This window comes from Shigella flexneri 2a str. 301, from assembly GCF_000006925.2.
In the GTDB taxonomy this organism is placed as follows: domain Bacteria; phylum Pseudomonadota; class Gammaproteobacteria; order Enterobacterales; family Enterobacteriaceae; genus ECMA0423.
Genome location: NC_004337.2, coordinates 986,184 through 1,008,647 on the forward strand (window position 1 = coordinate 986,184; position 22,464 = coordinate 1,008,647).

The 22,464-nt window shown below is 49.7% G+C and carries 19 protein-coding genes, 1 pseudogene and 3 other annotated features (2 of these 23 running past the window's edge); of the genes and pseudogenes, 15 read left to right on the forward strand and 5 right to left on the reverse strand.

The features are described from left to right. Positions 1 to 15, reverse strand: a mobile genetic element; it reaches 753 nt to the left of the window's first position. An 85-nt stretch (positions 16 to 100) separates the two neighbouring features. From ycbS to ycbW, 7 genes are all read left to right on the forward strand, one after another. Beyond that, the gene (gene ycbS, locus SF0941; RefSeq protein ID NP_706863.2) at positions 101 to 2,701 is read left to right on the forward strand and encodes an outer membrane usher protein; all 2,601 of its coding nucleotides are present in this window, start codon (positions 101 to 103) and stop codon (positions 2,699 to 2,701) included. After that, positions 2,692 to 3,675: a FimH-like protein gene (locus SF0942; protein ID NP_706864.1), complete on the forward strand. Its 984-nt coding sequence runs from the start codon at positions 2,692 to 2,694 to the stop codon at positions 3,673 to 3,675. The genes ycbS and SF0942 overlap by 10 nt, the downstream gene beginning before the upstream one ends. A 97-nt stretch (positions 3,676 to 3,772) precedes the next feature. After that, entirely contained in the window at positions 3,773 to 4,315 is a 543-nt protein-coding gene (locus SF0943) for a fimbrial-like protein (RefSeq protein NP_706865.1), read from the forward strand. Continuing rightward, positions 4,275 to 4,838, forward strand: coding sequence for a fimbrial-like protein (locus tag SF0944; RefSeq protein NP_706866.1), 564 nt, complete (start codon positions 4,275 to 4,277; stop codon positions 4,836 to 4,838). Before SF0943 ends, SF0944 begins: the two co-directional genes overlap by 41 nt. Next, on the forward strand, positions 4,804 to 5,541 hold the full coding sequence (gene ycbF / locus SF0945) for a putativi pili assembly chaperone (protein ID NP_706867.1): 738 nt from the start codon (positions 4,804 to 4,806) through the stop codon (positions 5,539 to 5,541). The genes SF0944 and ycbF overlap by 35 nt, the downstream gene beginning before the upstream one ends. Before the next feature lie 110 nt (positions 5,542 to 5,651). Then, on the forward strand, positions 5,652 to 6,662 hold the full coding sequence (pyrD, locus tag SF0946; RefSeq protein NP_706868.2) for a dihydroorotate dehydrogenase 2: 1,011 nt from the start codon (positions 5,652 to 5,654) through the stop codon (positions 6,660 to 6,662). A 137-nt stretch (positions 6,663 to 6,799) separates the two neighbouring features. Continuing rightward, positions 6,800 to 7,378, forward strand: a complete 579-nt coding sequence (gene ycbW, locus SF0947; protein NP_706869.1) for a hypothetical protein — start codon at positions 6,800 to 6,802, stop codon at positions 7,376 to 7,378. Here the strand turns inward: ycbW and SF0948 are convergent. Next, positions 7,375 to 8,484, reverse strand: coding sequence for a hypothetical protein (locus tag SF0948; protein NP_706870.1), 1,110 nt, complete (start codon positions 8,482 to 8,484; stop codon positions 7,375 to 7,377). The genes ycbW and SF0948 overlap by 4 nt on opposite strands. Positions 8,485 to 8,727: 243 nt before the next feature. Between SF0948 and rlmL the strand changes: the two genes are divergently transcribed. From rlmL to SF953a, 6 genes are all read left to right on the forward strand, one after another. Then, positions 8,728 to 10,836: a 23S rRNA m(2)G2445 methyltransferase gene (rlmL, locus tag SF0949; protein NP_706871.1), complete on the forward strand. Its 2,109-nt coding sequence runs from the start codon at positions 8,728 to 8,730 to the stop codon at positions 10,834 to 10,836. A gap of 11 nt (positions 10,837 to 10,847) precedes the next feature. Next, entirely contained in the window at positions 10,848 to 12,755 is a 1,908-nt protein-coding gene (uup, locus tag SF0950) for an ABC transporter ATP-binding protein (RefSeq protein NP_706872.1), read from the forward strand. Between the two features lie 129 nt (positions 12,756 to 12,884). Further along, positions 12,885 to 14,138, forward strand: coding sequence for a paraquat-inducible membrane protein A (pqiA, locus tag SF0951; RefSeq protein ID NP_706873.1), 1,254 nt, complete (start codon positions 12,885 to 12,887; stop codon positions 14,136 to 14,138). A 4-nt stretch (positions 14,139 to 14,142) separates the two neighbouring features. After that, positions 14,143 to 15,783, forward strand: a complete 1,641-nt coding sequence (gene pqiB / locus SF0952) for a paraquat-inducible protein B (protein ID NP_706874.2) — start codon at positions 14,143 to 14,145, stop codon at positions 15,781 to 15,783. Further along, positions 15,780 to 16,343: a hypothetical protein gene (gene ymbA / locus SF0953; RefSeq protein ID NP_706875.1), complete on the forward strand. Its 564-nt coding sequence runs from the start codon at positions 15,780 to 15,782 to the stop codon at positions 16,341 to 16,343. The genes pqiB and ymbA overlap by 4 nt, the downstream gene beginning before the upstream one ends. Before the next feature lie 255 nt (positions 16,344 to 16,598). Continuing rightward, positions 16,599 to 16,766: a ribosome modulation factor gene (locus tag SF953a; protein YP_008439237.1), complete on the forward strand. Its 168-nt coding sequence runs from the start codon at positions 16,599 to 16,601 to the stop codon at positions 16,764 to 16,766. Between the two features lie 69 nt (positions 16,767 to 16,835). Here SF953a and fabA read toward each other — a convergent pair whose 3' ends face one another. After that, positions 16,836 to 17,354 carry a 3-hydroxydecanoyl-ACP dehydratase gene (fabA, locus tag SF0954; RefSeq protein ID NP_706876.1) on the reverse strand — a complete coding sequence of 173 codons (519 nt, stop codon included), beginning with the start codon at positions 17,352 to 17,354 and terminating at the stop codon, positions 16,836 to 16,838. A 69-nt stretch (positions 17,355 to 17,423) separates the two neighbouring features. After that, the gene (locus SF0955; RefSeq protein ID NP_706877.1) at positions 17,424 to 19,184 is read right to left on the reverse strand and encodes an ATP-dependent protease; all 1,761 of its coding nucleotides are present in this window, start codon (positions 19,182 to 19,184) and stop codon (positions 17,424 to 17,426) included. 184 nt (positions 19,185 to 19,368) lie between these two features. On the opposite strand from SF0955, the gene ycbG reads away from it, so the two are divergent. Then, positions 19,369 to 19,773, forward strand: coding sequence for a Ter macrodomain organizer matS-binding protein (gene ycbG, locus SF0956; RefSeq protein ID NP_706878.1), 405 nt, complete (start codon positions 19,369 to 19,371; stop codon positions 19,771 to 19,773). Between the two features lie 125 nt (positions 19,774 to 19,898). Here ycbG and ompA read toward each other — a convergent pair whose 3' ends face one another. After that, complete coding sequence (ompA, locus tag SF0957) at positions 19,899 to 20,945, reverse strand: outer membrane protein OmpA (protein ID NP_706879.2); 1,047 nt, start codon at positions 20,943 to 20,945, stop codon at positions 19,899 to 19,901. Positions 20,946 to 21,301: 356 nt separating this feature from the next. Then, positions 21,302 to 21,811 (reverse strand): SOS cell division inhibitor, encoded by a 510-nt coding sequence (sulA, locus tag SF0958; RefSeq protein NP_706880.2) that lies wholly within the window; start codon positions 21,809 to 21,811, stop codon positions 21,302 to 21,304. A gap of 218 nt (positions 21,812 to 22,029) precedes the next feature. Further along, positions 22,030 to 22,455 (forward strand) — a sequence feature (Similar to Escherichia coli K12 conserved hypothetical protein gi: 1787193 (210 aa). BLAST with identity of 99% in 137 aa. This CDS has been truncated. The sequence has been checked and is believed to be correct.). Here sulA and SF0959 point away from each other — a divergent pair. Further along, positions 22,030 to 22,455 (forward strand): annotated as a pseudogene (locus tag SF0959). (Overlaps the previous feature by 426 nt.) Beyond that, positions 22,440 to 22,464, forward strand: a mobile genetic element (partial) (it continues 1,039 nt past the right edge of the window). (Overlaps the previous pseudogene by 16 nt.)

A 22,464-nucleotide genomic window follows, 5' to 3' on the forward strand; every position in this document is an offset into this window, starting at 1 on the left:
GTTGGCAGCATTACCCACGTATCGAACCATCAATGACTACGGGGCGGAAACGCCGCAACTCAACTGTAAATCGTAAGCCGTCTTCAGTTAAGAGAGCGAGATGTATAGAACTCATCGACAACACAGCCTGTTAAGCTCTGGTGGAGTGCCATCGTTTATTGGTGGGCTGGTGGTGTTTGTGTCGGCAGCGTTCAATGCACAAGCTGAAACCTGGTTCGATCCTGCTTTTTTCAAAGATGATCCCTCAATGGTGGCCGATTTGTCTCGTTTCGAAAAAGGACAAAAAATAACGCCAGGGGTTTATCGTGTCGATATTGTTCTGAATCAGACAATTGTAGATACGCGCAACGTCAATTTTGTTGAGATAACGCCAGAGAAGGGGATTGCCGCCTGTTTGACGACTGAAAGCCTGGATGCAATGGGTGTTAATACTGATGCGTTTCCGGCTTTTAAACAACTGGACAAACAAGTGTGTGTGCCATTGGCGGAGATTATTCCGGATGCCAGCGTAACGTTTAATGTGAATAAACTCCGTCTGGAAATTTCAGTACCGCAAATCGCCATCAAAAGTAATGCCCGTGGTTATGTCCCCCCTGAACGTTGGGATGAAGGGATCAACGCGCTATTACTGGGATATTCGTTTAGCGGGGCTAACAGTATTCATAGCAGCGCAGACAGTGATTCTGGCGACAGCTATTTTCTGAATTTAAACAGTGGCGTTAATTTAGGCCCATGGAGATTACGCAACAATTCAACATGGAGTCGCAGTAGTGGCCAAACCGCAGAATGGAAGAATCTCAGCAGCTATTTGCAGCGGGCGGTTATTCCACTAAAAGGCGAACTGACCGTAGGTGATGATTATACTGCAGGCGATTTTTTCGATAGTGTCAGCTTTCGTGGTGTGCAGCTGGCGTCAGATGACAACATGCTGCCAGACAGCCTGAAAGGGTTTGCGCCTGTGGTGCGTGGTATCGCCAAAAGCAATGCCCAGATAACGATTAAGCAAAATGGTTACACCATTTACCAAACTTATGTATCGCCTGGTGCTTTTGAAATTAGTGATCTCTATTCCACGTCGTCGAGCGGTGATTTGTTAGTTGAAATCAAAGAAGCGGACGGCAGCGTCAATAGCTACAGCGTACCGTTTTCCAGCGTGCCATTACTCCAGCGTCAGGGGCGAATCAAATACGCGGTGACACTGGCGAAATACAGAACCAATAGTAATGAACAGCAGGAGAGCAAATTTGCCCAGACCACGTTGCAGTGGGGCGGACCGTGGGGAACGACATGGTATGGTGGTGGACAATATGCTGAATATTACCGTGCCGCCATGTTTGGTCTGGGATTTAACCTTGGCGATTTCGGAGCAATTTCGTTCGATGCGACCCAGGCGAAGAGTACGCTGGCAGACCAAAGCGAACATAAAGGTCAGTCATATCGTTTTCTGTATGCCAAAACGCTCAACCAATTGGGCACTAATTTTCAATTGATGGGCTATCGCTATTCGACGTCGGGTTTCTACACCCTTTCCGACACCATGTATAAACATATGGATGGCTACGAATTTAATGACGGTGATGATGAAGATACGCCGATGTGGTCGCGTTATTACAATTTGTTTTACACCAAACGTGGCAAACTGCAGGTCAATATCTCCCAGCAATTAGGCGAGTACGGTTCGTTTTATTTAAGTGGTAGCCAGCAAACTTACTGGCATACCGATCAACAGGATCGGCTATTACAGTTTGGCTACAACACGCAAATTAAAGATCTCTCGCTGGGGGTTTCCTGGAACTACAGTAAGTCCCGTGGTCAACCTGATGCTGATCAGGTGTTTGCACTAAATTTTTCCCTGCCGCTCAATCTGTTGCTCCCCAGAAGTAATGATAGCTATACCAGGAAAAAAAATTACGCCTGGATGACCTCTAACACCAGTATCGATAACGAAGGGCACATTACACAAAACCTGGGTTTAACGGAGACACTACTCGATGACGGTAACCTGAGCTACAGCGTGCAACAGGGATATAACAGCGAGGGGAAAACGGCTAATGGTAGCGCCAGCATGGACTACAAAGGGGCGTTTGCAGATGCCCGAGTGGGCTACAACTACAGCGATAACGGCAGTCAACAACAACTGAACTACGCTCTTTCAGGCAGTTTAGTTGCCCATTCACAGGGCATTACCCTGGGGCAATCGCTGGGGGAAACTAACGTGCTGATTGCAGCACCAGGCGCAGAGAATACTCGTGTGGCGAACAGCACCGGGCTGAAAACTGACTGGCGCGGATATACCGTTGTCCCCTATGCCACTTCTTATCGGGAAAATCGAATCGCACTTGATGCGGCATCGTTAAAACGTAACGTGGATCTTGAAAATGCAGTAGTCAACGTGGTTCCCACCAAAGGGGCGTTGGTTCTGGCGGAGTTCAATGCCCATGCGGGAGCAAGGGTATTAATGAAAACATCAAAGCAGGGTATACCGCTGCGTTTTGGCGCGATAGCGACGCTGGACGGCATACAGACTAATAGCGGCATTATTGATGATGATGGCTCGCTCTATATGTCCGGTTTGCCCGCTCAGGGAGCGATAACTGTACGCTGGGGCGAAGCTCCCGATCAAATTTGTCATATCAGTTACCAGCTTACCGAACAACAAATTAACTCTGCGATTACGCGAATGGATGCCATATGCAGATAATCTTTGGAGAAAAATGCGTGTTATTACTACGACTATTTTTTGCCGCCGTCTTAATGCTATGGTGCGCTCAAACTGCTGCTTATATCGGGCAGTGTCATACCACTCAGGGGAATCCGTATATTGGCGTCAATTTTGGCGTTAAAACTCTGGATGAAGAAGAAAATACGGCTGGAGTAGTTAAAGACAAATTTTATCAGTGGAACGAATCGAATGATTATTATGTTTCCTGTGATTGCGATAAAGACAATGTCAGAAGTGGCCGATGGGCATTCGCCGCGGATTCACCGTTAGTCTATTTAGGCGACAACTGGTACAAAATTAATGACTATCTTGCCGCCAAAGTTTTATTGCAGGTTAAAGGCAGTTCTCCTACTGCGGTTCCTTTCGAAAACGTGGGCACAGGGGCAGATACACGATGGCATATTTGCGATCCCGGCGGTCAACGTTTAGGTGGCCAGGGGGCTAGCGGTAATAGCGGTAGCTTTTCCCTGAAAATATTGCAGCCGTTCGTTGGTTCGGTCGTCATTCCTCCTATGGCGCTGGCGCGATTATTTGAATGCTACAACATACCCGCAGGTGATTCCTGCACGACTACTGGTACACCGGTTTTAGTGTATTACCTGTCTGGTACGATCAATTCACTTGGCTCATGTTCCGTCAATGCCGGAGAAACAATCGAGGTTGATCTGGGCGACGTATTTGCGGCTAACTTTCGTGTTGTAGGGCATAAGCCTCTTGGGGCCAGAACGGCAGAACTTGCAATTCCGGTCAGGTGTAACACGGGAAACGCAGGGTTAGTTAACGTCAATCTGAGTCTGACGGCAACCTCAGACCCCAGCTATCCCCAGGCGATTAAGACGTCACGTCCTGGCGTGGGCGTGGTGGTGACCGATAGCCAGCACAACATTATTTCCCCTGCTGGTGGGACACTACCGCTCTCTATTCCTGATGATGCAGACAGTATCCGCGAATGAATGTCTATCCAGTCAGCACGACAGGCGTACCACCAGAAACCGGGCGATTTGAAGCCACGGCAACGGTGAGAATAAATTTTGATTAACGCGTGAACGTATGAAGAAAAAAACGATATATCAGTGCGTTATTTTGTTCTTTAGCCTTCTTAACATCCATGTCGGGATGGCTGGGCCTGAACAAGTCAGTATGCATATTTATGGGAATGTGGTCGATCAGGGCTGTGATGTCGCCACCAAAAGTGCATTACAAAATATTCATATTGGTGATTTTAATATCAGTGATTTTCAGGCCGCGAATACCGTAAGCACTGCTGCTGATTTGAATATTGATATCACCGGTTGTGCCGCTGGTATTACTGGCGCGGACGTCCTTTTTAGCGGCGAGGCTGACACCCTTGCGCCGACACTGCTCAAACTAACTGACACAGGCGGAAGCGGTGGTATGGCAACGGGGATTGCCGTGCAAATTCTTGATGCGCAAAGTCAGCAAGAAATCCCGCTCAATCAGGTCCAGCCTCTTACGCCCTTAAAAGCCGGGGATAACACACTCAAATATCAACTTCGTTATAAGTCCACAAAGGCGGGAGCAACGGGCGGTAATGCGACGGCGGTTCTCTATTTTGATCTGGTTTACCAGTGAAGGAGTGATGTTGAAACGGATAATCTGGATTCTGTTCTTACTGGGATTAACGGGGGGCTGTGAGCTATTTGCCCATGATGGCACGGTCAACATTAGCGGATCGTTTCGCCGTAATACATGCGTGCTGGCACAGGATAGCAAGCAAATCAATGTGCAGTTAGGCGATGTCTCGCTGACACGTTTTTTTCATGGGAATTATGGCCCGGAGAAATCTTTCATCATTAATTTGCAGGATTGCGGAACAGATGTCAGCACGGTTGATGTCACCTTTTCAGGAACCCCCGACGGAGTGCAGAGCGAAATGCTGTCCATTGAAAGTGGTACGGATGCAGCCAGTGGGCTGGCAATTGCGATTCTGGATGATGCGAAGATATTGATTCCGCTTAACCAGGCGAGTAAAGACTACAGCCTACATAGCGGTAAGGTGCCATTAACTTTTTATGCGCAATTGCGACCTGTCAATAGCGATGTGCAGTCGGGTAAAGTGAATGCCAGCGCGACATTTGTACTTCATTATGACTAATACGTGGAACAGATTAGCGCTCTTGATTTTCGCCGTTTTATCGCTGCTGGTGGCGGGTGAATTGCAGGCAGGAGTGGTGGTCGGCGGAACGCGATTTATCTTTCCGGCAGACAGAGAATCGATATCTATTTTACTGACTAATACCAGTCAGGAATCTTGGCTTATTAACAGCAAAATCAATCGCCCAACGCGTTGGGCCGGGGGGGAAGCGTCGACAGTGCCAGCACTATTACTGGCCGCTCCGCCACTTATTCTCCTGAAGCCCGGTACTACAGGCACGTTGCGCTTGCTGAGAACGGAAAGCGACATCTTGCCTGTGGATCGCGAAACGCTATTTGAGTTAAGCATTGCCAGCGTGCCATCCGGCAAAGTTGAAAATCAGAGCGTAAAAGTGGCGATGCGCTCGGTATTTAAACTGTTCTGGCGACCCGAAGGTTTGCCGGGCGACCCGCTGGAAGCTTATCAACAATTACGCTGGACACGGAATTCGCAGGGTGTACAACTCACTAACCCAACGCCTTACTACATTAACCTGATTCAGGTGAGCGTAAATGGTAAAGCGTTAAGTAATGCGGGAGTCGTGCCGCCTAAAAGCCAGCGTCAGACAAACTGGTGTCAGGTAATAGCACCGTGTCATGTCGCCTGGCGGACGATAAATGATTACGGCGGGTTGAGTGCAAAGAAGGAGCAAAATCTGCCCTGAAACAGGTTCTGAAAACGTTTGCGTTTTTTTTGCCGCAGGTCAATTCCCTTTTGGTCCGAACTCGCACATAATACGCCCCCGGTTTGCACACCGGGAATCCAGGAGAGTTCATGTACTACCCCTTCGTTCGTAAAGCCCTTTTCCAGCTCGATCCAGAGCGCGCTCATGAGTTTACTTTTCAGCAATTACGCCGCATTACCGGAACACCGTTTGAAGCACTGGTGCGGCAGAAAGTGCCTGCGAAACCTGTTAACTGCATGGGCCTGACGTTTAAAAATCCGCTTGGTCTGGCAGCCGGTCTTGATAAAGACGGGGAGTGCATTGATGCGTTAGGCGCGATGGGATTTGGATCGATCGAGATCGGTACCGTCACGCCACGTCCACAGCCTGGTAATGACAAGCCGCGTCTCTTTCGTCTGGTAGATGCCGAAGGTTTGATCAACCGTATGGGCTTTAATAATCTTGGCGTTGATAACCTCGTAGAGAACGTAAAAAAGGCCCATTATGACGGCGTCTTGGGTATTAATATCGGCAAAAATAAAGATACGCCAGTGGAGCAGGGCAAAGATGACTATCTGATTTGTATGGAAAAAATCTATGCCTATGCGGGATATATCGCCATCAATATTTCATCGCCGAATACCCCAGGATTACGCACGCTGCAATATGGTGAAGCGCTGGATGATCTCTTAACCGCGATTAAAAATAAGCAAAATGATTTGCAAGCGATGCACCATAAATATGTGCCGATCGCAGTGAAGATCGCGCCGGATCTTTCTGAAGACGAATTGATCCAGGTTGCCGATAGTTTAGTTCGCCATAATATTGATGGCGTTATTGCAACCAATACCACTCTCGATCGTTCTCTGGTTCAGGGAATGAAAAATTGCGATCAAACCGGTGGCTTAAGTGGTCGTCCGCTTCAGTTAAAAAGCACAGAAATTATTCGCCGCTTGTCACTAGAATTAAACGGTCGCTTACCGATCATCGGTGTTGGCGGCATCGACTCGGTTATCGCTGCGCGTGAAAAGATTGCTGCGGGTGCCTCACTGGTGCAAATTTATTCTGGTTTTATTTTTAAAGGTCCGCCGCTGATTAAAGAAATCGTTACCCATATCTAATTATTTCTTCGAATTCCTCTTTATAAGATAATCAGGGCTTTATTTTCAGACCTGGTTGTTTTATATTCATCGTTGTTGCTTATTTAGACATTTTGTACTTTTATTGTTGAGGTTATTAAGCGAAGCGACAATGGATTGTGTTGCTGCGGTTTTATAGGGTAGGGGAGAGGCAGATGCGAATTAAACCAGACGATAACTGGCGTTGGTATTACGATGAAGAGCACGATCGAATGATGCTCGATTTAGCCAATGGTATGCTATTTCGCTCACGTTTTGCGCGCAAAATGTTGACTCCAGATGCCTTTTCTCCCGCAGGCTTTTGTGTTGATGATGCCGCGCTCTATTTCTCTTTTGAAGAAAAGTGCCGCGATTTTAATTTATCTAAAGACCAAAAAGCCGAACTGGTGCTGAATGCACTGGTAGCAATTCGTTATCTCAAACCGCAAATGCCGAAAAGCTGGCATTTTGTCTCCCATGGTGAAATGTGGGTGCCCATGCCGGGCGATGCGGCCTGCGTTTGGTTGAGCGATACTCACGAGCAGGTCAATTTGCTGGTCGTTGAATCTGGCGAAAATGCCGCGCTATGCCTGCTGGCACAACCCTGCGTTGTTATTGCGGGTCGCGCGATGCAGTTGGGCGACGCCATTAAAATCATGAACGACAGGCTGAAACCGCAGGTGAATGTTGACAGCTTCAGCCTCGAACAGGCAGTCTAACGCGTCAGCTTAAGGGCAGTCTTCGGTACACAGCTACAGCAAAGAATGGTGCCATCATCGCCCATTGCTGATTTTTTCAGCGGCGTGACTTCGCCTTCTAAAAGCTGAACACGGCAACTTCCACAAATGCCCGCGCGGCAAGAATAAGGGATACGAATTCCCTGATTTTCTAATTGCTCCAGCAACACTTGTTGGTTATTTCCACGAAATGCCTGTCCCTGCCAGTCAATATCTACATTTGCGTCCGGTTGTTGCGTGATGTTGGCGGTATCATCAGCGGCAGCTGCGCCGTAAATTTTTGCCGGAGCCGTTGCCAGAATTTCCACCTCATCGCCAACGCGAATCACGCCGCTATTACGGGCAATTAAATTCTGACCAAAATCGACATCGCCGTTATCCTGGGCAGTGCGGAAAGATTGCAATGTTTTTAATGGTTCGCCTGCCGGATGTTTTTGCCCTTTTTCTGGGCTGACGGTGGTGAAAATACAGCGGCTACAAGGTTTAACCACATCAAACACCACATCACCAATGCGAATCACTTTCCAGCTATCTTCTTCCCAGGCTGACGCGCCGGAAACCACCAGATTGGGGCGGAATTGCTCCATTTTTACACTGGCCGGACAACGTTGTTGGAGATCACGTAACGAGGCTTCGTTAGCAAGAAGGTAAGGATAGCCATCAGCAAATGACAGAGGTACAGTGTTGTGGCGTTTCACGCGCCGGGTCATTTGTGGCCCCACCCAGCGTAATTGCACTTCGCGGGAGAAAAATCCACTTAGCCATTTGTTGATCGCGTCTGGCGCAATTCGCGCGGTAAAATGTGTGCCCCAAACTTCGGTTGGTGCGTCTTGTGTGGCGAAATCAGCAAAACGAACATATGCGCTACTGCCATCTGGTGCGGTGAGATGCAAGCCATCATGCACAGGTGAAGGAGTAAACCGTACCATCTGGGGAAACTGGCGAGCGGTAATAAACGTACCGTCAGGTTCCGTGATCATAAAGATGCGATCGAAGGCCAGACCACTGACATCAGCCAGAGCATGTGTAAGACCAATGCCGCGCATCGATTTAACAGGATGAATAAAAAGCCGGGTTAATGTCGCCACGGTGCGGTCCTCAAATGAAAATAAGCCCTCAACTTTATGACATGACGCGCTTATTAGCTATAATGCGCAACAATTTTCTTAGCGCCTGTCCCGTTAGGCTATTTTATTTGTCAGTTTGGCCCTGGGTTGTGCTCGAAATCCTCACGTACTTGTGTACGCTCCGGTTTCTCCGCGCTCTCCATGTCCAGACTGACTGCAACAATTACGCCTACTGCGGTAGGCTCTTAGAGTAAAAGTGACGATATGAATTCTCTGTTTGCCAGTACGGCCCGTGGGCTGGAAGAGCTGTTAAAAACTGAACTGGAAAATCTGGGGGCCGTTGAATGCCAGGTGGTTCAGGGTGGGGTCCATTTCAAGGGCGACACACGGCTTGTTTACCAGAGCCTGATGTGGAGCCGCCTGGCCTCGCGTATTATGTTGCCGCTGGGCGAGTGTAAGGTTTACAGCGATTTAGACCTCTATCTCGGTGTTCAGGCGATCAACTGGACAGAGATGTTTAATCCTGGCGCGACCTTCGCTGTCCACTTCAGTGGTTTGAATGACACCATCCGCAACAGTCAGTACGGCGCGATGAAAGTGAAAGACGCGATCGTCGATGCTTTCACACGGAAAAATCTGCCGCGTCCAAATGTTGATCGCGATGCGCCGGATATCCGCGTTAACGTCTGGCTGCATAAAGAAACCGCCAGTATCGCTCTTGATCTGAGTGGTGATGGTTTACATCTGCGTGGCTATCGCGATCGTGCTGGTATTGCGCCGATCAAAGAAACCCTGGCAGCCGCTATTGTGATGCGATCCGGCTGGCAGTCAGGAACACCGCTGCTCGATCCGATGTGTGGTTCCGGTACGTTGCTGATTGAAGCGGCGATGCTGGCGACCGATCGCGCACCAGGCTTGCACCGTGGGCGTTGGGGCTTTAGCGGCTGGGCGCAGCATGATGAAGCTATCTGGCAGGAAGTGAAAGCGGAAGCGCAAACTCGCGCCCGTAAAGGCCTAGCTGAGTATAGCTCTCATTTTTACGGTTCGGACAGCGACGCACGGGTGATTCAACGTGCGCGCACTAACGCCCGTCTTGCGGGGATTGGTGAACTGATCACCTTTGAGGTGAAAGATGTCGCGCAACTGACCAATCCGCTGCCGAAAGGGCCGTACGGTACAGTGTTGAGCAACCCGCCATACGGTGAACGTCTGGACAGCGAACCGGCGCTGATTGCGCTGCATAGTCTGCTGGGCCGAATCATGAAAAACCAGTTCGGTGGCTGGAATCTCTCTTTGTTTAGTGCCTCGCCGGATCTGCTAAGCTGCCTGCAGCTGCGTGCAGACAAACAGTACAAGGCGAAAAACGGCCCGCTGGACTGCGTACAGAAAAATTACCACGTTGCCGAAAGCACACCAGACAGTAAACCGGCAATGGTAGCGGAAGATTACGCCAACCGCCTGCGTAAGAACCTCAAAAAATTCGAGAAGTGGGCACGCCAGGAAGGGATTGAATGTTACCGCCTGTATGACGCCGATCTGCCGGAATATAACGTTGCCGTTGACCGTTATGCCGACTGGGTGGTGGTGCAGGAGTATGCGCCGCCAAAAACTATTGATGCGCACAAAGCGCGTCAGCGTCTGTTCGATATTATCGCTGCAACCATTTCGGTACTGGGGATTGCGCCAAACAAACTGGTGCTGAAAACCCGTGAACGCCATAAGGGCAAAAACCAGTACCAGAAACTGGGCGAGAAGGGCGAGTTTCTTGAAGTTACCGAATATAACGCTCACTTGTGGGTGAACCTGACGGATTATCTCGATACTGGTCTGTTCCTCGATCACCGTATCGCCCGCCGTATGCTCGGTCAGATGAGCAAAGGCAAAGATTTCCTCAACCTGTTTTCTTATACCGGCAGCGCCACCGTGCATGCGGGATTAGGCGGTGCACGCAGCACCACCACCGTGGATATGTCGCGTACTTATCTGGAATGGGCAGAACGCAACCTGCGTCTGAATGGCCTGACTAGGCGTGCGCATCGCCTGATTCAGGCCGATTGCCTGGCGTGGCTGCGTGAGGCAAATGAACAGTTCGATCTGATCTTTATCGATCCGCCAACCTTCTCTAACTCAAAACGAATGGAAGATGCGTTTGATGTTCAGCGCGATCATCTGGCGCTGATGAAAGATTTGAAACGTCTGCTGCGTGCAGGTGGGACGATCATGTTCTCGAACAACAAACGTGGCTTCCGTATGGATCTCGACGGCCTGGCAAAACTGGGACTGAAAGCACAAGAAATTACGCAAAAAACGCTCTCCCAGGATTTCGCCCGTAACCGCCAGATCCACAACTGCTGGCTGATTACCGCAGCCTGAAAGGAATAGTAATGTCATTAATCAGTATGCATGGCGCATGGCTGTCGTTCAGCGACGCGCCGCTTCTCGATAACGCAGAACTGCATATCGAAGATAACGAACGTGTTTGTCTGGTGGGCCGCAACGGCGCAGGAAAATCGACGTTAATGAAAATCCTCAACCGTGAACAAGGGCTGGATGACGGTCGCATTATTTATGAGCAAGATTTGATTGTAGCTCGTCTGCAACAGGATCCGCCGCGTAACGTTGAGGGTAGCGTTTATGATTTCGTTGCCGAAGGCATTGAAGAACAAGCGGAATATCTGAAACGCTATCACGATATTTCGCGCCTGGTGATGAACGACCCGAGCGAGAAAAATCTCAACGAACTGGCGAAGGTTCAGGAACAGCTGGATCACCACAACCTGTGGCAGCTGGAAAACCGCATCAACGAAGTGCTGGCGCAACTGGGGTTAGATCCTAACGTTGCGCTGTCGTCGCTTTCCGGCGGCTGGTTGCGTAAAGCGGCATTAGGACGCGCGCTGGTGAGCAATCCGCGCGTATTGCTGCTGGACGAACCGACTAACCATCTGGATATCGAAACCATCGACTGGCTGGAGGGGTTCCTTAAAACCTTCAATGGGACGATTATTTTCATCTCCCACGACCGTTCGTTTATCCGCAATATGGCGACGCGCATTGTTGATCTCGATCGCGGCAAGCTGGTGACCTATCCAGGGAATTACGACCAGTACCTGCAGGAAAAAGAAGAAGCCCTGCGCGTGGAAGAACTACAAAATGCCGAGTTCGATCTCAAACTGGCGCAGGAAGAAGTGTGGATTCGCCAGGGGATCAAAGCACGCCGTACCCGTAATGAAGGCCGCGTACGCGCCCTGAAAGCGATGCGTCGCGAACGTGGTGAACGTCGCGAAGTGATGGGTACCGCAAAGATGCAGGTGGAAGAGGCCAGCCGCTCCGGTAAGATCGTTTTCGAAATGGAAGACGTTTGCTACCAGGTTAACGGTAAGCAACTGGTGAAAGATTTTTCTGCCCAGGTTCTACGTGGCGACAAAATTGCCCTGATTGGTCCGAATGGGTGCGGCAAAACCACGCTGCTGAAACTGATGCTCGGTCAGCTTCAAGCGGACAGCGGGCGTATTCACGTTGGCACCAAACTGGAAGTGGCTTATTTCGATCAGCACCGCGCGGAACTGGATCCCGATAAAACGGTGATGGATAACCTTGCCGAAGGTAAGCAAGAGGTGATGGTTAATGGCAAGCCACGCCACGTATTGGGCTATTTGCAGGACTTTCTGTTCCATCCGAAACGGGCGATGACGCCAGTACGTGCGTTTTCTGGCGGTGAGCGGAACCGCTTGCTGCTGGCGCGTTTGTTCCTCAAACCAAGCAACTTATTGATTCTTGACGAACCGACCAACGATCTTGATGTCGAAACGCTGGAACTGCTGGAAGAACTGATCGACAGCTATCAGGGCACGGTATTGCTGGTTAGCCACGATCGTCAGTTTGTCGATAACACCGTTACAGAATGCTGGATCTTCGAAGGCGGCGGTAAAATTGGTCGTTATGTTGGCGGTTATCATGATGCCCGTGGTCAGCAAGAACAATATGTGGCACTCAAACAGCCTGCGGTGAAAAAAAGCGAAGAAGCCGCCGCGCCAAAAGCAGAAACTGTAAAACGCAGCAGTAGCAAACTAAGCTATAAATTGCAGCGCGAACTGGAGCAGCTACCGCAATTGCTCGAAGATCTGGAGGCGAAGCTGGAAGCCCTACAGACGCAAGTGGCGGATGCTTCCTTCTTCAGTCAGCCGCATGAGCAGACGCAAAAAGTGCTTGCTGATATGGCTGCTGCAGAGCAGGAGCTGGAGCAAGCCTTTGAACGCTGGGAGTATCTTGAAGCGTTAAAAAATGGTGGCTGATCGCAAAATAGTCGATTTAAACAGAGACAGCTGACAACGGTAAAATTGCCTGATGAACTGGGTTTATCAGGCATGAAAACCAACACTTTGTTAGTCATCTGTAAAATAGCGCATCATTAAGGAGTACCAATGTGCGAACATCATCATGCCGCGAAGCACATCCTGTGCTCGCAGTGTGACATGCTGGTGGCGTTACCGCGCCTTGAGCATGGTCAGAAAGCGGCATGTCCCCGGTGTGGCACAACGTTAACCGTGGCGTGGGATGCCCCTCGGCAGCGTCCCACCGCCTATGCGTTGGCTGCACTGTTCATGCTGTTGCTGTCCAACTTGTTTCCTTTTGTGAATATGAACGTTGCAGGAGTTACCAGTGAAATTACATTACTGGAAATTCCCGGCGTGCTTTTTTCTGAGGACTACGCCAGCCTCGGCACCTTTTTCCTGTTGTTTGTGCAACTGGTTCCCGCGTTTTGTCTGATAACCATTCTGTTACTGGTGAATCGCGCGGAATTACCGGTCCGTTTAAAAGAGCAACTGGCACGGGTGCTTTTTCAACTCAAAACCTGGGGAATGGCGGAGATTTTCCTCGCGGGTGTGCTGGTCAGTTTCGTTAAACTGATGGCTTACGGCAGCATTGGGGTAGGCAGCAGCTTTCTCCCCTGGTGTTTATTTTGTGTCCTGCAACTGCGCGCTTTTCAGTGCGTTGATCGTCGCTGGTTATGGGACGACATCGCCCCGATGCCAGAACTGCGCCAGCCGCTAAAACCAGGCGTCACGGGGATACGTCAGGGGCTGCGTTCGTGCTCCTGTTGTACGGCAATCCTTCCTGCTGATGAACCCGTGTGCCCGCGTTGTAGTACCAAAGGGTACGTTCGGCGTAGAAACAGCCTGCAGTGGACACTCGCGCTGCTTGTAACGTCCATCATGCTGTATCTTCCGGCTAATATTTTGCCCATCATGGTGACGGATTTATTAGGCTCGAAGATGCCGTCGACGATTCTCGCTGGGGTCATTCTGTTATGGAGCGAAGGCTCTTATCCCGTCGCTGCGGTGATCTTTCTGGCCAGTATTATGGTGCCAACGTTAAAGATGATCGCCATCGCGTGGCTGTGTTGGGATGCCAAAGGGCATGGCAAGCGCGACAGTGAAAGAATGCATTTGATTTATGAAGTTGTTGAGTTTGTAGGCCGCTGGTCGATGATTGACGTTTTCGTTATCGCGGTGCTCTCGGCGCTGGTGCGTATGGGAGGTTTAATGAGTATTTATCCGGCAATGGGTGCATTAATGTTTGCTTTAGTCGTCATAATGACAATGTTTTCTGCTATGACGTTTGACCCGCGTTTGTCGTGGGATCGTCAACCTGAATCAGAGCATGAGGAGTCCTGACAGTATGGAATCTAATAATGGGGAAGCCAAAATCCAGAAAGTGAAGAACTGGTCTCCCGTGTGGATATTTCCTATCGTCACGGCGCTCATTGGGGCCTGGGTTCTTTTTTATCATTACAGCCATCAGGGACCGGAAGTGACCCTGATCACCGCGAATGCGGAAGGAATTGAAGGTGGCAAAACCACCATTAAAAGCCGTAGCGTTGACGTCGGCGTGGTTGAAAGCGCCACACTGGCTGATGATTTGACGCACGTTGAAATCAAAGCGCGGCTGAATTCCGGTATGGAAAAATTGCTGCATAAAGACACCGTCTTTTGGGTGGTGAAACCGCAGATTGGTCGCGAAGGGATTAGCGGCCTGGGAACGCTGCTGTCTGGAGTTTATATCGAACTGCAGCCAGGCGCGAAAGGCAGCAAAATGGATAAATACGATTTGCTGGACTCACCACCGTTGGCCCCGCCTGATGCGAAAGGTATCCGTGTGATTCTCGATAGCAAAAAAGCCGGGCAGCTCTCGCCAGGAGATCCGGTGCTGTTCCGTGGCTATCGGGTAGGTTCGGTTGAAACCAGCACCTTCGATACGCAAAAACGCAATATCAGTTATCAACTGTTCATCAATGCACCTTATGACCGACTGGTGACCAGCAATGTTCGCTTCTGGAAAGATAGTGGCATTGCGGTTGATCTGACGTCAGCGGGGATGCGTGTGGAGATGGGCTCATTGACAACGCTGCTTAGTGGCGGTGTTAGCTTTGATGTGCCGGAAGGTCTGGATTTAGGGCAGCCAGTGGCACCGAAAACAGCTTTCGTTTTGTATGATGATCAGAAGAGCATTCAGGATTCGTTGTACACCGATCACATTGATTATCTGATGTTCTTTAAAGATTCGGTACGCGGTCTGCAACCGGGAGCTCCGGTAGAATTCCGGGGTATTCGCCTGGGTACCGTAAGCAAAGTGCCATTCTTTGCGCCGAATATGCGTCAGACATTTAACGATGATTACCGTATTCCGGTACTGATTCGTATCGAGCCAGAGCGGCTGAAAATGCAGCTTGGCGAAAATGCGGATGTTGTTGAGCACCTTGGCGAATTGTTGAAACGTGGTTTACGCGGATCGCTGAAAACCGGAAACCTGGTCACTGGTGCACTGTATGTTGATCTCGATTTCTATCCAAATACGCCTGCAATAACCGGTATTCGTGAATTTAATGGTTATCAGATTATCCCGACTGTTAGCGGCGGCTTGGCGCAAATCCAGCAACGACTGATGGAAGCGTTGGATAAGATCAACAAACTGCCATTGAATCCGATGATTGAACAGGCAACCAGTACGCTTTCTGAAAGTCAGCGCACAATGAAAAACCTGCAAACGACGCTGGATAGCATGAACAAGATCCTCGCCAGCCAGTCGATGCAGCAGTTGCCGACGGATATGCAGTCAACGTTGCGTGAATTGAATCGCAGCATGCAGGGCTTCCAGCCTGGCTCCGCAGCCTACAACAAGATGGTGGCGGATATGCAGCGCCTTGATCAGGTGTTGCGAGAACTGCAACCGGTGCTGAAAACGCTCAATGAGAAGAGTAACGCGCTGGTATTTGAAGCGAAGGACAAAAAAGATCCAGAGCCGAAGAGGGCGAAACAATGAAAAAGTGGCTAGTGACGATTGCAGCACTGTGGCTGGCCGGATGCAGCTCCGGCGAAATTAATAAAAACTATTACCAGTTACCTGTGGTGCAGAGCGGTACACAAAGTACCGCCAGCCAGGGCAATCGTCTGTTATGGGTAGAGCAGGTCACTGTTCCTGACTATCTGGCGGGGAATGGTGTGGTTTATCAAACCAGTGATGTGAAGTATGTGATTGCCAACAACAACTTGTGGGCCAGCCCGTTGGATCAACAGTTGCGCAACACCCTGGTTGCCAACCTGAGTACGCAACTGCCCGGCTGGGTGGTTGCCTCCCAGCCTCTGGGAAGCGCCCAGGACACGCTCAATGTTACCGTAACGGAGTTTAACGGTCGCTATGATGGCAAGGTCATTGTCAGTGGTGAGTGGCTGTTGAACCACCAGGGACAACTGATCAAACGTCCGTTCCGTCTGGAAGGAGTGCAAACTCAGGATGGTTACGATGAGATGGTTAAAGTGCTGGCCGGTGTCTGGAGTCAGGAAGCCGCTTCTATTGCACAAGAGATAAAGCGTCTACCTTAATTATAAAGATTTGTAAATATAACCGTCTCCGGTATGTTGCCTGAGGCGGTTTTTTTGTTTCTAACGTGCGGAAAAATTTGTTCCTCTTCACATTTTTTGTACAACCGACATGCCCGTGTAGCTCACAAATATGACAGTGGCGTGAATTTTGCGCATTGACGGCAGTTATGATTCGCGGTATTGCTTAACTGTGATTGCACATTTAGTAATCACTGTTTTCTTTTCCACCAGAAACCAGTATGAGGGAAACGAGGCATGAAGAGACAAAAACGAGATCGCCTGGAACGGGCACATCAACGTGGTTATCAGGCCGGCATCGCCGGACGCTCAAAAGAAATGTGTCCCTATCAGACGCTGAGTCAAAGGTCACAATGGCTGGGAGGCTGGCGAGAAGCCATGGCGGACAGGGTAGTAATGGCCTGATTCTGTCTCTTTAAAAAGAAACCTCCGCATTGCGGAGGTTTCGCCTTTTGATACTCTGTCTGATGATAATCAGAAGGCAGACGTATCCTGGAACAGACCGACTTTCAGGTCGCTGGCGGTATAGATCAGACGACCATCAACCAGCACTTCGCCATCCGCCAGGCCCATAATCAGACGACGGTTAACAATGCGTTTAAAGTGAATACGGTAGGTCACTTTTTTCGCTGTCGGCAGTACCTGACCAGTGAATTTCACTTCGCCAACGCCCAGCGCGCGGCCTTTACCTTCGCCGCCCAGCCAGCCGAGGTAGAACCCTACCAGCTGCCACATTGCGTCCAGGCCCAGGCATCCCGGCATAACCGGATCGCCAATAAAGTGGCATCCGAAGAACCACAGATCCGGATTGATATCCAGTTCTGCTTCAACATACCCTTTGTCGAAGTTACCACCCGTTTCGGTCATTTTGACCACACGGTCCATCATCAGCATGTTCGGTGCTGGCAATTGCGGGCCTTTAGCGCCAAACAGTTCACCGCGACCAGAGGCAAGAAGGTCTTCTTTTGTATAGGATTCGCGTTTATCTACCATGTTCTCTTGTAAGCCTTATTTTATTGAAGCACGCAGGATAGCTAACACGTGTACGCTGAACAAGTCCGATCAGTTCGGAATAAACCAGTTCAGCCAACGTAATGGCCATGGAAAACGGTGACGTCCTTCCTGTTGCGATGCTTGCGCGATACGTTCCTGGATGGTTTGCATCAGCGTCGTTTGGCCTTCGCCATCCCACACCAGATTTAATAATAACGGCAGTGCGTCAGTCACATCGTCTACTGCCCAGATGGTGAATTTGCCTTCTTCTACCGCTTTCACCAGTTCACTGTGAAGACTTAAATGGCGAACGTTAGCAGTGGGGATAATGACACCTTGTTTCCCCGTTAACTCACGTTGCTGGCAAATAGCAAAGAAGCCTTCGATTTTCTCATTTAAACCACCGACCGGCTGGACGCGGCCGAACTGATCGACTGAACCTGTGATAGCGATACTCTGATTCACTGGCACATCAGCGAGGGCGCTTATCAGGGCGCAGAGTTCAGCCATCGAGGCACTATCGCCATCCACTTCACTGTATGACTGCTCAAATGTCAGCGATGCTGAGAAGGGGATCTGTTGCTCAAGCTGTAGTTCCGACATCAGGAACGCCTGCATGATCATCATCCCTTTCGCATGGATATTGCCGCCAAGCTCCGCTTTGCGTTCGATGTCGGTGAATTCACCATCGCCAATATGCACAACGCAGCTAATGCGAGAAGGTTCGCCAAAAGCGCGTGGATGACCCGGAAATTCAATGACCGAAAGGGCGTTAATTTGCCCGATGCGTTCGCCTTCGGTTTCAATCAGGATTTGCTCCTGAAGGATCTCATCCTGCATACGTTCAGCGAGGAAACCTTCGCGCCATTCACGCTGCTGCAGCATTAAGTTTAGCTGCTCGCCGGAGAAGGTGTCGCCATCACACAGGGAGGCGACCTCTTTACACTGGCGGAGGATCCACTGCGGGCTAAGCGGAAGTGTTTCTTGTTCACCGGTGTAGCGTGCTGCTTCGCGGATAAGTACCGGCCAAGCATCCGCTCCCGGGGCAGGTAAGTGATTATGTCTGGCGGTAAATGTCACCCAGCGACACCACTGGCTTACTGACTCCGCATCGACAATCTGCAGAGTATCTTCAAATTCGCTATAAATAGCCTGCTCTGAAAGCTCTGGCTCCATCTCCTGGAAATCAGCCAATGATTCGCGTTCGCCTACCAGAATGACTTTCAGCTTCAATGGCATTGAAGGCACAGAGACGGGGAGAGGGCGCGAAACATCAAACGCAACCCAGTCAAAACGCTCGCGGTTAACGATATTTTTCAGCCGCATCCACAGCAGAGGTTGCGCCAGCAGTGTACGCAAAGAGATGATGAGAATACCGCCATTTGCGTGATGCACCAGACCAGGCTGCAGGGTAATGTCGCCATTAAACTGGCGCAGGCAGCCAAAGAGTTGCTCCGCTTCTACCCAGTCGGCAGCGACAACTTGCGTTAAAGTCGCAAAATTATCATCTGCACTCACTGCGTGACGTAAGCGGATGGAGTGGCCGGAAACCTCATAGTGATCGCCCACCAGTTGGCCTGCATCGCTTTGTAGCGTACGCGCGGCATCGGCAATAAGATTCAGATACTCAGACTCTTCCGGGGCCTTAGCCAGCATAAAAGAGGAGGATGCTCGCGTATGCAGCAACTGCTCCAGCGCAAATTGCAGTCGCGGTTGAGTATCACTGAATAAAGGATCGTTTTCGTCAATCAAATGTGGCTGAGCAAATATTTCCTGATAGCTATCGGTATCAGGAACCAGGTCACGCCATGCAAGTTTCGTAATGGTCAAAGTTGATGTTTTTTAGTCTGTTGTCAAAGCCGCGATTATACCGTAACCGGCACTACAGCACACGTAGAAAGCACCGACAATACTCCTGGCTGGGCGTTAAAGCTCACAGGATGGAGATTCTTTTCTTCACTGGCCTAAAAAGCTGATATTCTGTAAAGAGTTACACGGTAACATTGAGATCGCTATGAAATATCAACAACTTGAAAATCTTGAAAGCGGTTGGAAATGGAAGTATCTGGTGAAGAAGCATCGCGAAGGGGAGTTAATTACCCGTTACATAGAAGCCAGTGCCGCCCAGGAAGCCGTCGATGTGTTGCTCTCGCTCGAAAATGAACCCGTGCTGGTAAATGGCTGGATTGACAAGCATATGAATCCGGAACTGGTCAATCGCATGAAGCAGACCATTCGGGCCAGACGGAAGCGCCATTTTAATGCGGAACACCAGCATACGCGCAAAAAATCGATCGATCTGGAATTTATTGTCTGGCAACGTCTGGCTGGTCTTGCACAGCGTCGCGGTAAAACGCTTTCTGAAACGATTGTTCAGCTGATTGAAGATGCGGAAAACAAAGAGAAAGTACGCGAATAAAATGTTCTTCTCTTAAGCAGGATCTGCAGGCATTGCTGGGTAAGGAATAACTGACGAAAGTCAGTTCAATTTACTAAAGGCAAAAAAAACCCCGCAGCAGCGGGGTTTTTCTACCAGACGATAACTTAAGCCTGCGGCTGAGTTACAACGTCTTTGATACCTTTAACTTCGATCTCTACGCGACGATCCGGAGCCAAGCAGTCGATCAGTGCAGCACGCTGTTTCACGTTGTCACAGGTGTTGCCAGTAACCGGGTTGGATTCGCCCATACCACGTGCGGAGATCTTGTCTGCCGGGATACCTTTGGAGATCAGGTAATCAACAACAGACTGAGCACGGCGCTCGGACAGACCCTGGTTGTAAGCGTCAGAACCGATGCGGTCAGTGTAACCCAGAACAACTACGGAACCGTCTTTCGGATCTAGGTTGCTCAGCTGGCTGTACAGCTGATCCAGAGCAGCCTGACCTTCCGGTTTCAGGGTTGCTTTGTTGAAGTTGAACAGAACGTCAGACTTCAGAGTGAAGTGCTTGGTCTGTACTTCCGGTGCCGGAGCTGGAGCAACTACCGGAGCTGCTTCGCCCTGACCGAAACGGTAGGAAACACCCAGGCTCAGCAGACCGTTGTCCGGACGAGTACCGATGGTGTTTGCGTCACCGATGTTGTTGGTCCACTGGTATTCCAGACGGGTAGCGATTTCAGGAGTGATCGCGTACTCAACACCACCTGCGAAAACCGGAGAAACGCCAGTGTCGTGGTCTTTAAAGGATGCGCCACCAGGTACGTTAGCCTTGGTGTCTGCACGCCATACCATACCACCCAGACGAGTGTAGATGTCCAGATCGTCAGTGATTGGGTAACCCAGTTTAGCGGTCAGCTGAACGCCCTGAGCTTTGTATGCGCCGTTGATGTTGTCGCCTTTGTACGGCATACGACCTAACCAGTCGTAACCCATTTCAAAACCAACATACGGGTTAACCTGGTAACCACCAAAAGCACCTGCACCCAGTTGGTTTTCGTGGGTCGGACCATTGTTAGGAATAAAACCAGTGTCATGGTACTGGGACCAGCCCAGTTTAGCACCAGTGTACCAGGTGTTATCTTTCGGAGCGGCCTGCGCTACGGTAGCGAAACCAGCCAGTGCCACTGCAATCGCGATAGCTGTCTTTTTCATTTTTTGCGCCTCGTTATCATCCAAAATACGCCATGAATATCTCCAACGAGATAACACGGTTAAATCCTTCACCGGGGGATCTGCTCAATATTAACTCTACCGATATCTTCGGCTTATGCCGAGCACCCCTGGCGATGTAAAGTCTACAACGTAGTTGAAAACTTACAAGTGTGAACTCCGTCAGGCATATGGAAAAAAAAGTCTTGTATAAGGTATGTTTAATCTTTTTGTCAGCGACAATTTACAGAAAAAAAACGCGGAAACCGCTTCAGACAAGCCTTCGCAAGGAAAATTAGTCACGACTGAAAGCATTGGCTGGGCGACAAAAAAAGTTCTAGGATTAATCCTAAATTTACTTAATGATACAAATTAGAGTGAATTTTTAGCCCGGAAAGTTGTCTCGTTGTGTGAGAGGATGCGCTTACCGGACGCATAATAAACCCCATAGCGTTACCTTCATTTGCCGCATCAACAAGTTCAGCATGCTCTTCTTCAGTCAAATCATCTGTCAACCAACCGATCACCACACTGTAATTGCCCGTGCGTAAAGCGCGAACCATTGACTCCACTGTGTGGCAAGGGGAGAGCTGGCTAATCTGCATTACTTTCGTTAAGGGTAGCCCAGATGCCTGAACCCATTCCCGACTCAGTTTTTGTTGCGGTGTTAACCAGAGTTGCCAGCGCGATTGCTGACCGAGTTGCTGTAACAATGGCAACAGTAGAAGTTGCGTCATCATGGGCTGATCTTCGCGATAGACAACTTCACTGATAAGCCCGGCTGTAGTGTTTTCCGTAGAGACACGCGCAATTTTACTTGCTGCGGATGAGAACGACGAAGAACGATGTGCATAGCCTGAAGTGTACATAATCAATCCAGCCCCTGTGAGTTACTGTATGGATGTGCAGTACATCCAGTGACAACAAAGATCAACCCTATTTTCGGAAAGAGCCTCGCAAATTTTGTCGTTGGTGACGGGAAAACATAAATTAATCTTGCCCCTTAAGAATAAGTTGCCTATTTTCGTAGTTAACGGATCCGTTAATGTGAATCATTCTTTTATGTTATGATTTTAAAAGGAATTTTATGAAAAGCCTCTCCTATAAGCGGATCTATAAATCACAAGAATACCTGGCAACGTTGGGCACAATTGAATACCGATCATTGTTTGGCAGTTACAGCCTGACCGTTGACGACACGGTGTTTGCGATGGTTTCTGATGGTGAGTTGTATCTTCGGGCTTGTGAGCAAAGTGCACAGTACTGTGTAAAACATCCGCCTGTCTGGCTGACATATAAAAAGTGTGGCCGATCCGTTACCCTCAATTACTATCGGGTTGATGAAAGTCTATGGCGAAATCAACTGAAGCTGGTGCGTCTGTCGAAATATTCTCTCGATGCAGCGCTGAAAGAGAAAAGCACGCGCAATACCCGGGAAAGACTGAAAGATTTGCCCAATATGTCTTTTCATCTGGAAGCGATTCTCGATGAGGTGGGTAGACTGGCCCCCTGAATCTCCAGA

What these genes read in the sequence shown, in the direction of transcription:
- ycbS (NP_706863.2), top strand. Translation starts at nt 101, where the DNA reads ATGTATAGAACTCATCGACAACACAGCCTGTTAAGCTCTGGTGGAGTG.
- SF0942 (NP_706864.1), top strand. Translation starts at nt 2,692, where the DNA reads ATGCAGATAATCTTTGGAGAAAAATGCGTGTTATTACTACGACTATTT.
- SF0943 (NP_706865.1), top strand. Translation starts at nt 3,773, where the DNA reads ATGAAGAAAAAAACGATATATCAGTGCGTTATTTTGTTCTTTAGCCTT.
- SF0944 (NP_706866.1), top strand. Translation starts at nt 4,275, where the DNA reads ATGCGACGGCGGTTCTCTATTTTGATCTGGTTTACCAGTGAAGGAGTG.
- ycbF (NP_706867.1), top strand. Translation starts at nt 4,804, where the DNA reads ATGCCAGCGCGACATTTGTACTTCATTATGACTAATACGTGGAACAGA.
- pyrD (NP_706868.2), top strand. Translation starts at nt 5,652, where the DNA reads ATGTACTACCCCTTCGTTCGTAAAGCCCTTTTCCAGCTCGATCCAGAG.
- rlmL (NP_706871.1), top strand. Translation starts at nt 8,728, where the DNA reads ATGAATTCTCTGTTTGCCAGTACGGCCCGTGGGCTGGAAGAGCTGTTA.
- uup (NP_706872.1), top strand. Translation starts at nt 10,848, where the DNA reads ATGTCATTAATCAGTATGCATGGCGCATGGCTGTCGTTCAGCGACGCG.
- pqiA (NP_706873.1), top strand. Translation starts at nt 12,885, where the DNA reads ATGTGCGAACATCATCATGCCGCGAAGCACATCCTGTGCTCGCAGTGT.
- pqiB (NP_706874.2), top strand. Translation starts at nt 14,143, where the DNA reads ATGGAATCTAATAATGGGGAAGCCAAAATCCAGAAAGTGAAGAACTGG.
- ymbA (NP_706875.1), top strand. Translation starts at nt 15,780, where the DNA reads ATGAAAAAGTGGCTAGTGACGATTGCAGCACTGTGGCTGGCCGGATGC.
- SF953a (YP_008439237.1), top strand. Translation starts at nt 16,599, where the DNA reads ATGAAGAGACAAAAACGAGATCGCCTGGAACGGGCACATCAACGTGGT.
- fabA (NP_706876.1), bottom strand. Translation starts at nt 17,354, where the DNA reads ATGGTAGATAAACGCGAATCCTATACAAAAGAAGACCTTCTTGCCTCT.
- ycbG (NP_706878.1), top strand. Translation starts at nt 19,369, where the DNA reads ATGAAATATCAACAACTTGAAAATCTTGAAAGCGGTTGGAAATGGAAG.
- ompA (NP_706879.2), bottom strand. Translation starts at nt 20,945, where the DNA reads ATGAAAAAGACAGCTATCGCGATTGCAGTGGCACTGGCTGGTTTCGCT.
- sulA (NP_706880.2), bottom strand. Translation starts at nt 21,811, where the DNA reads ATGTACACTTCAGGCTATGCACATCGTTCTTCGTCGTTCTCATCCGCA.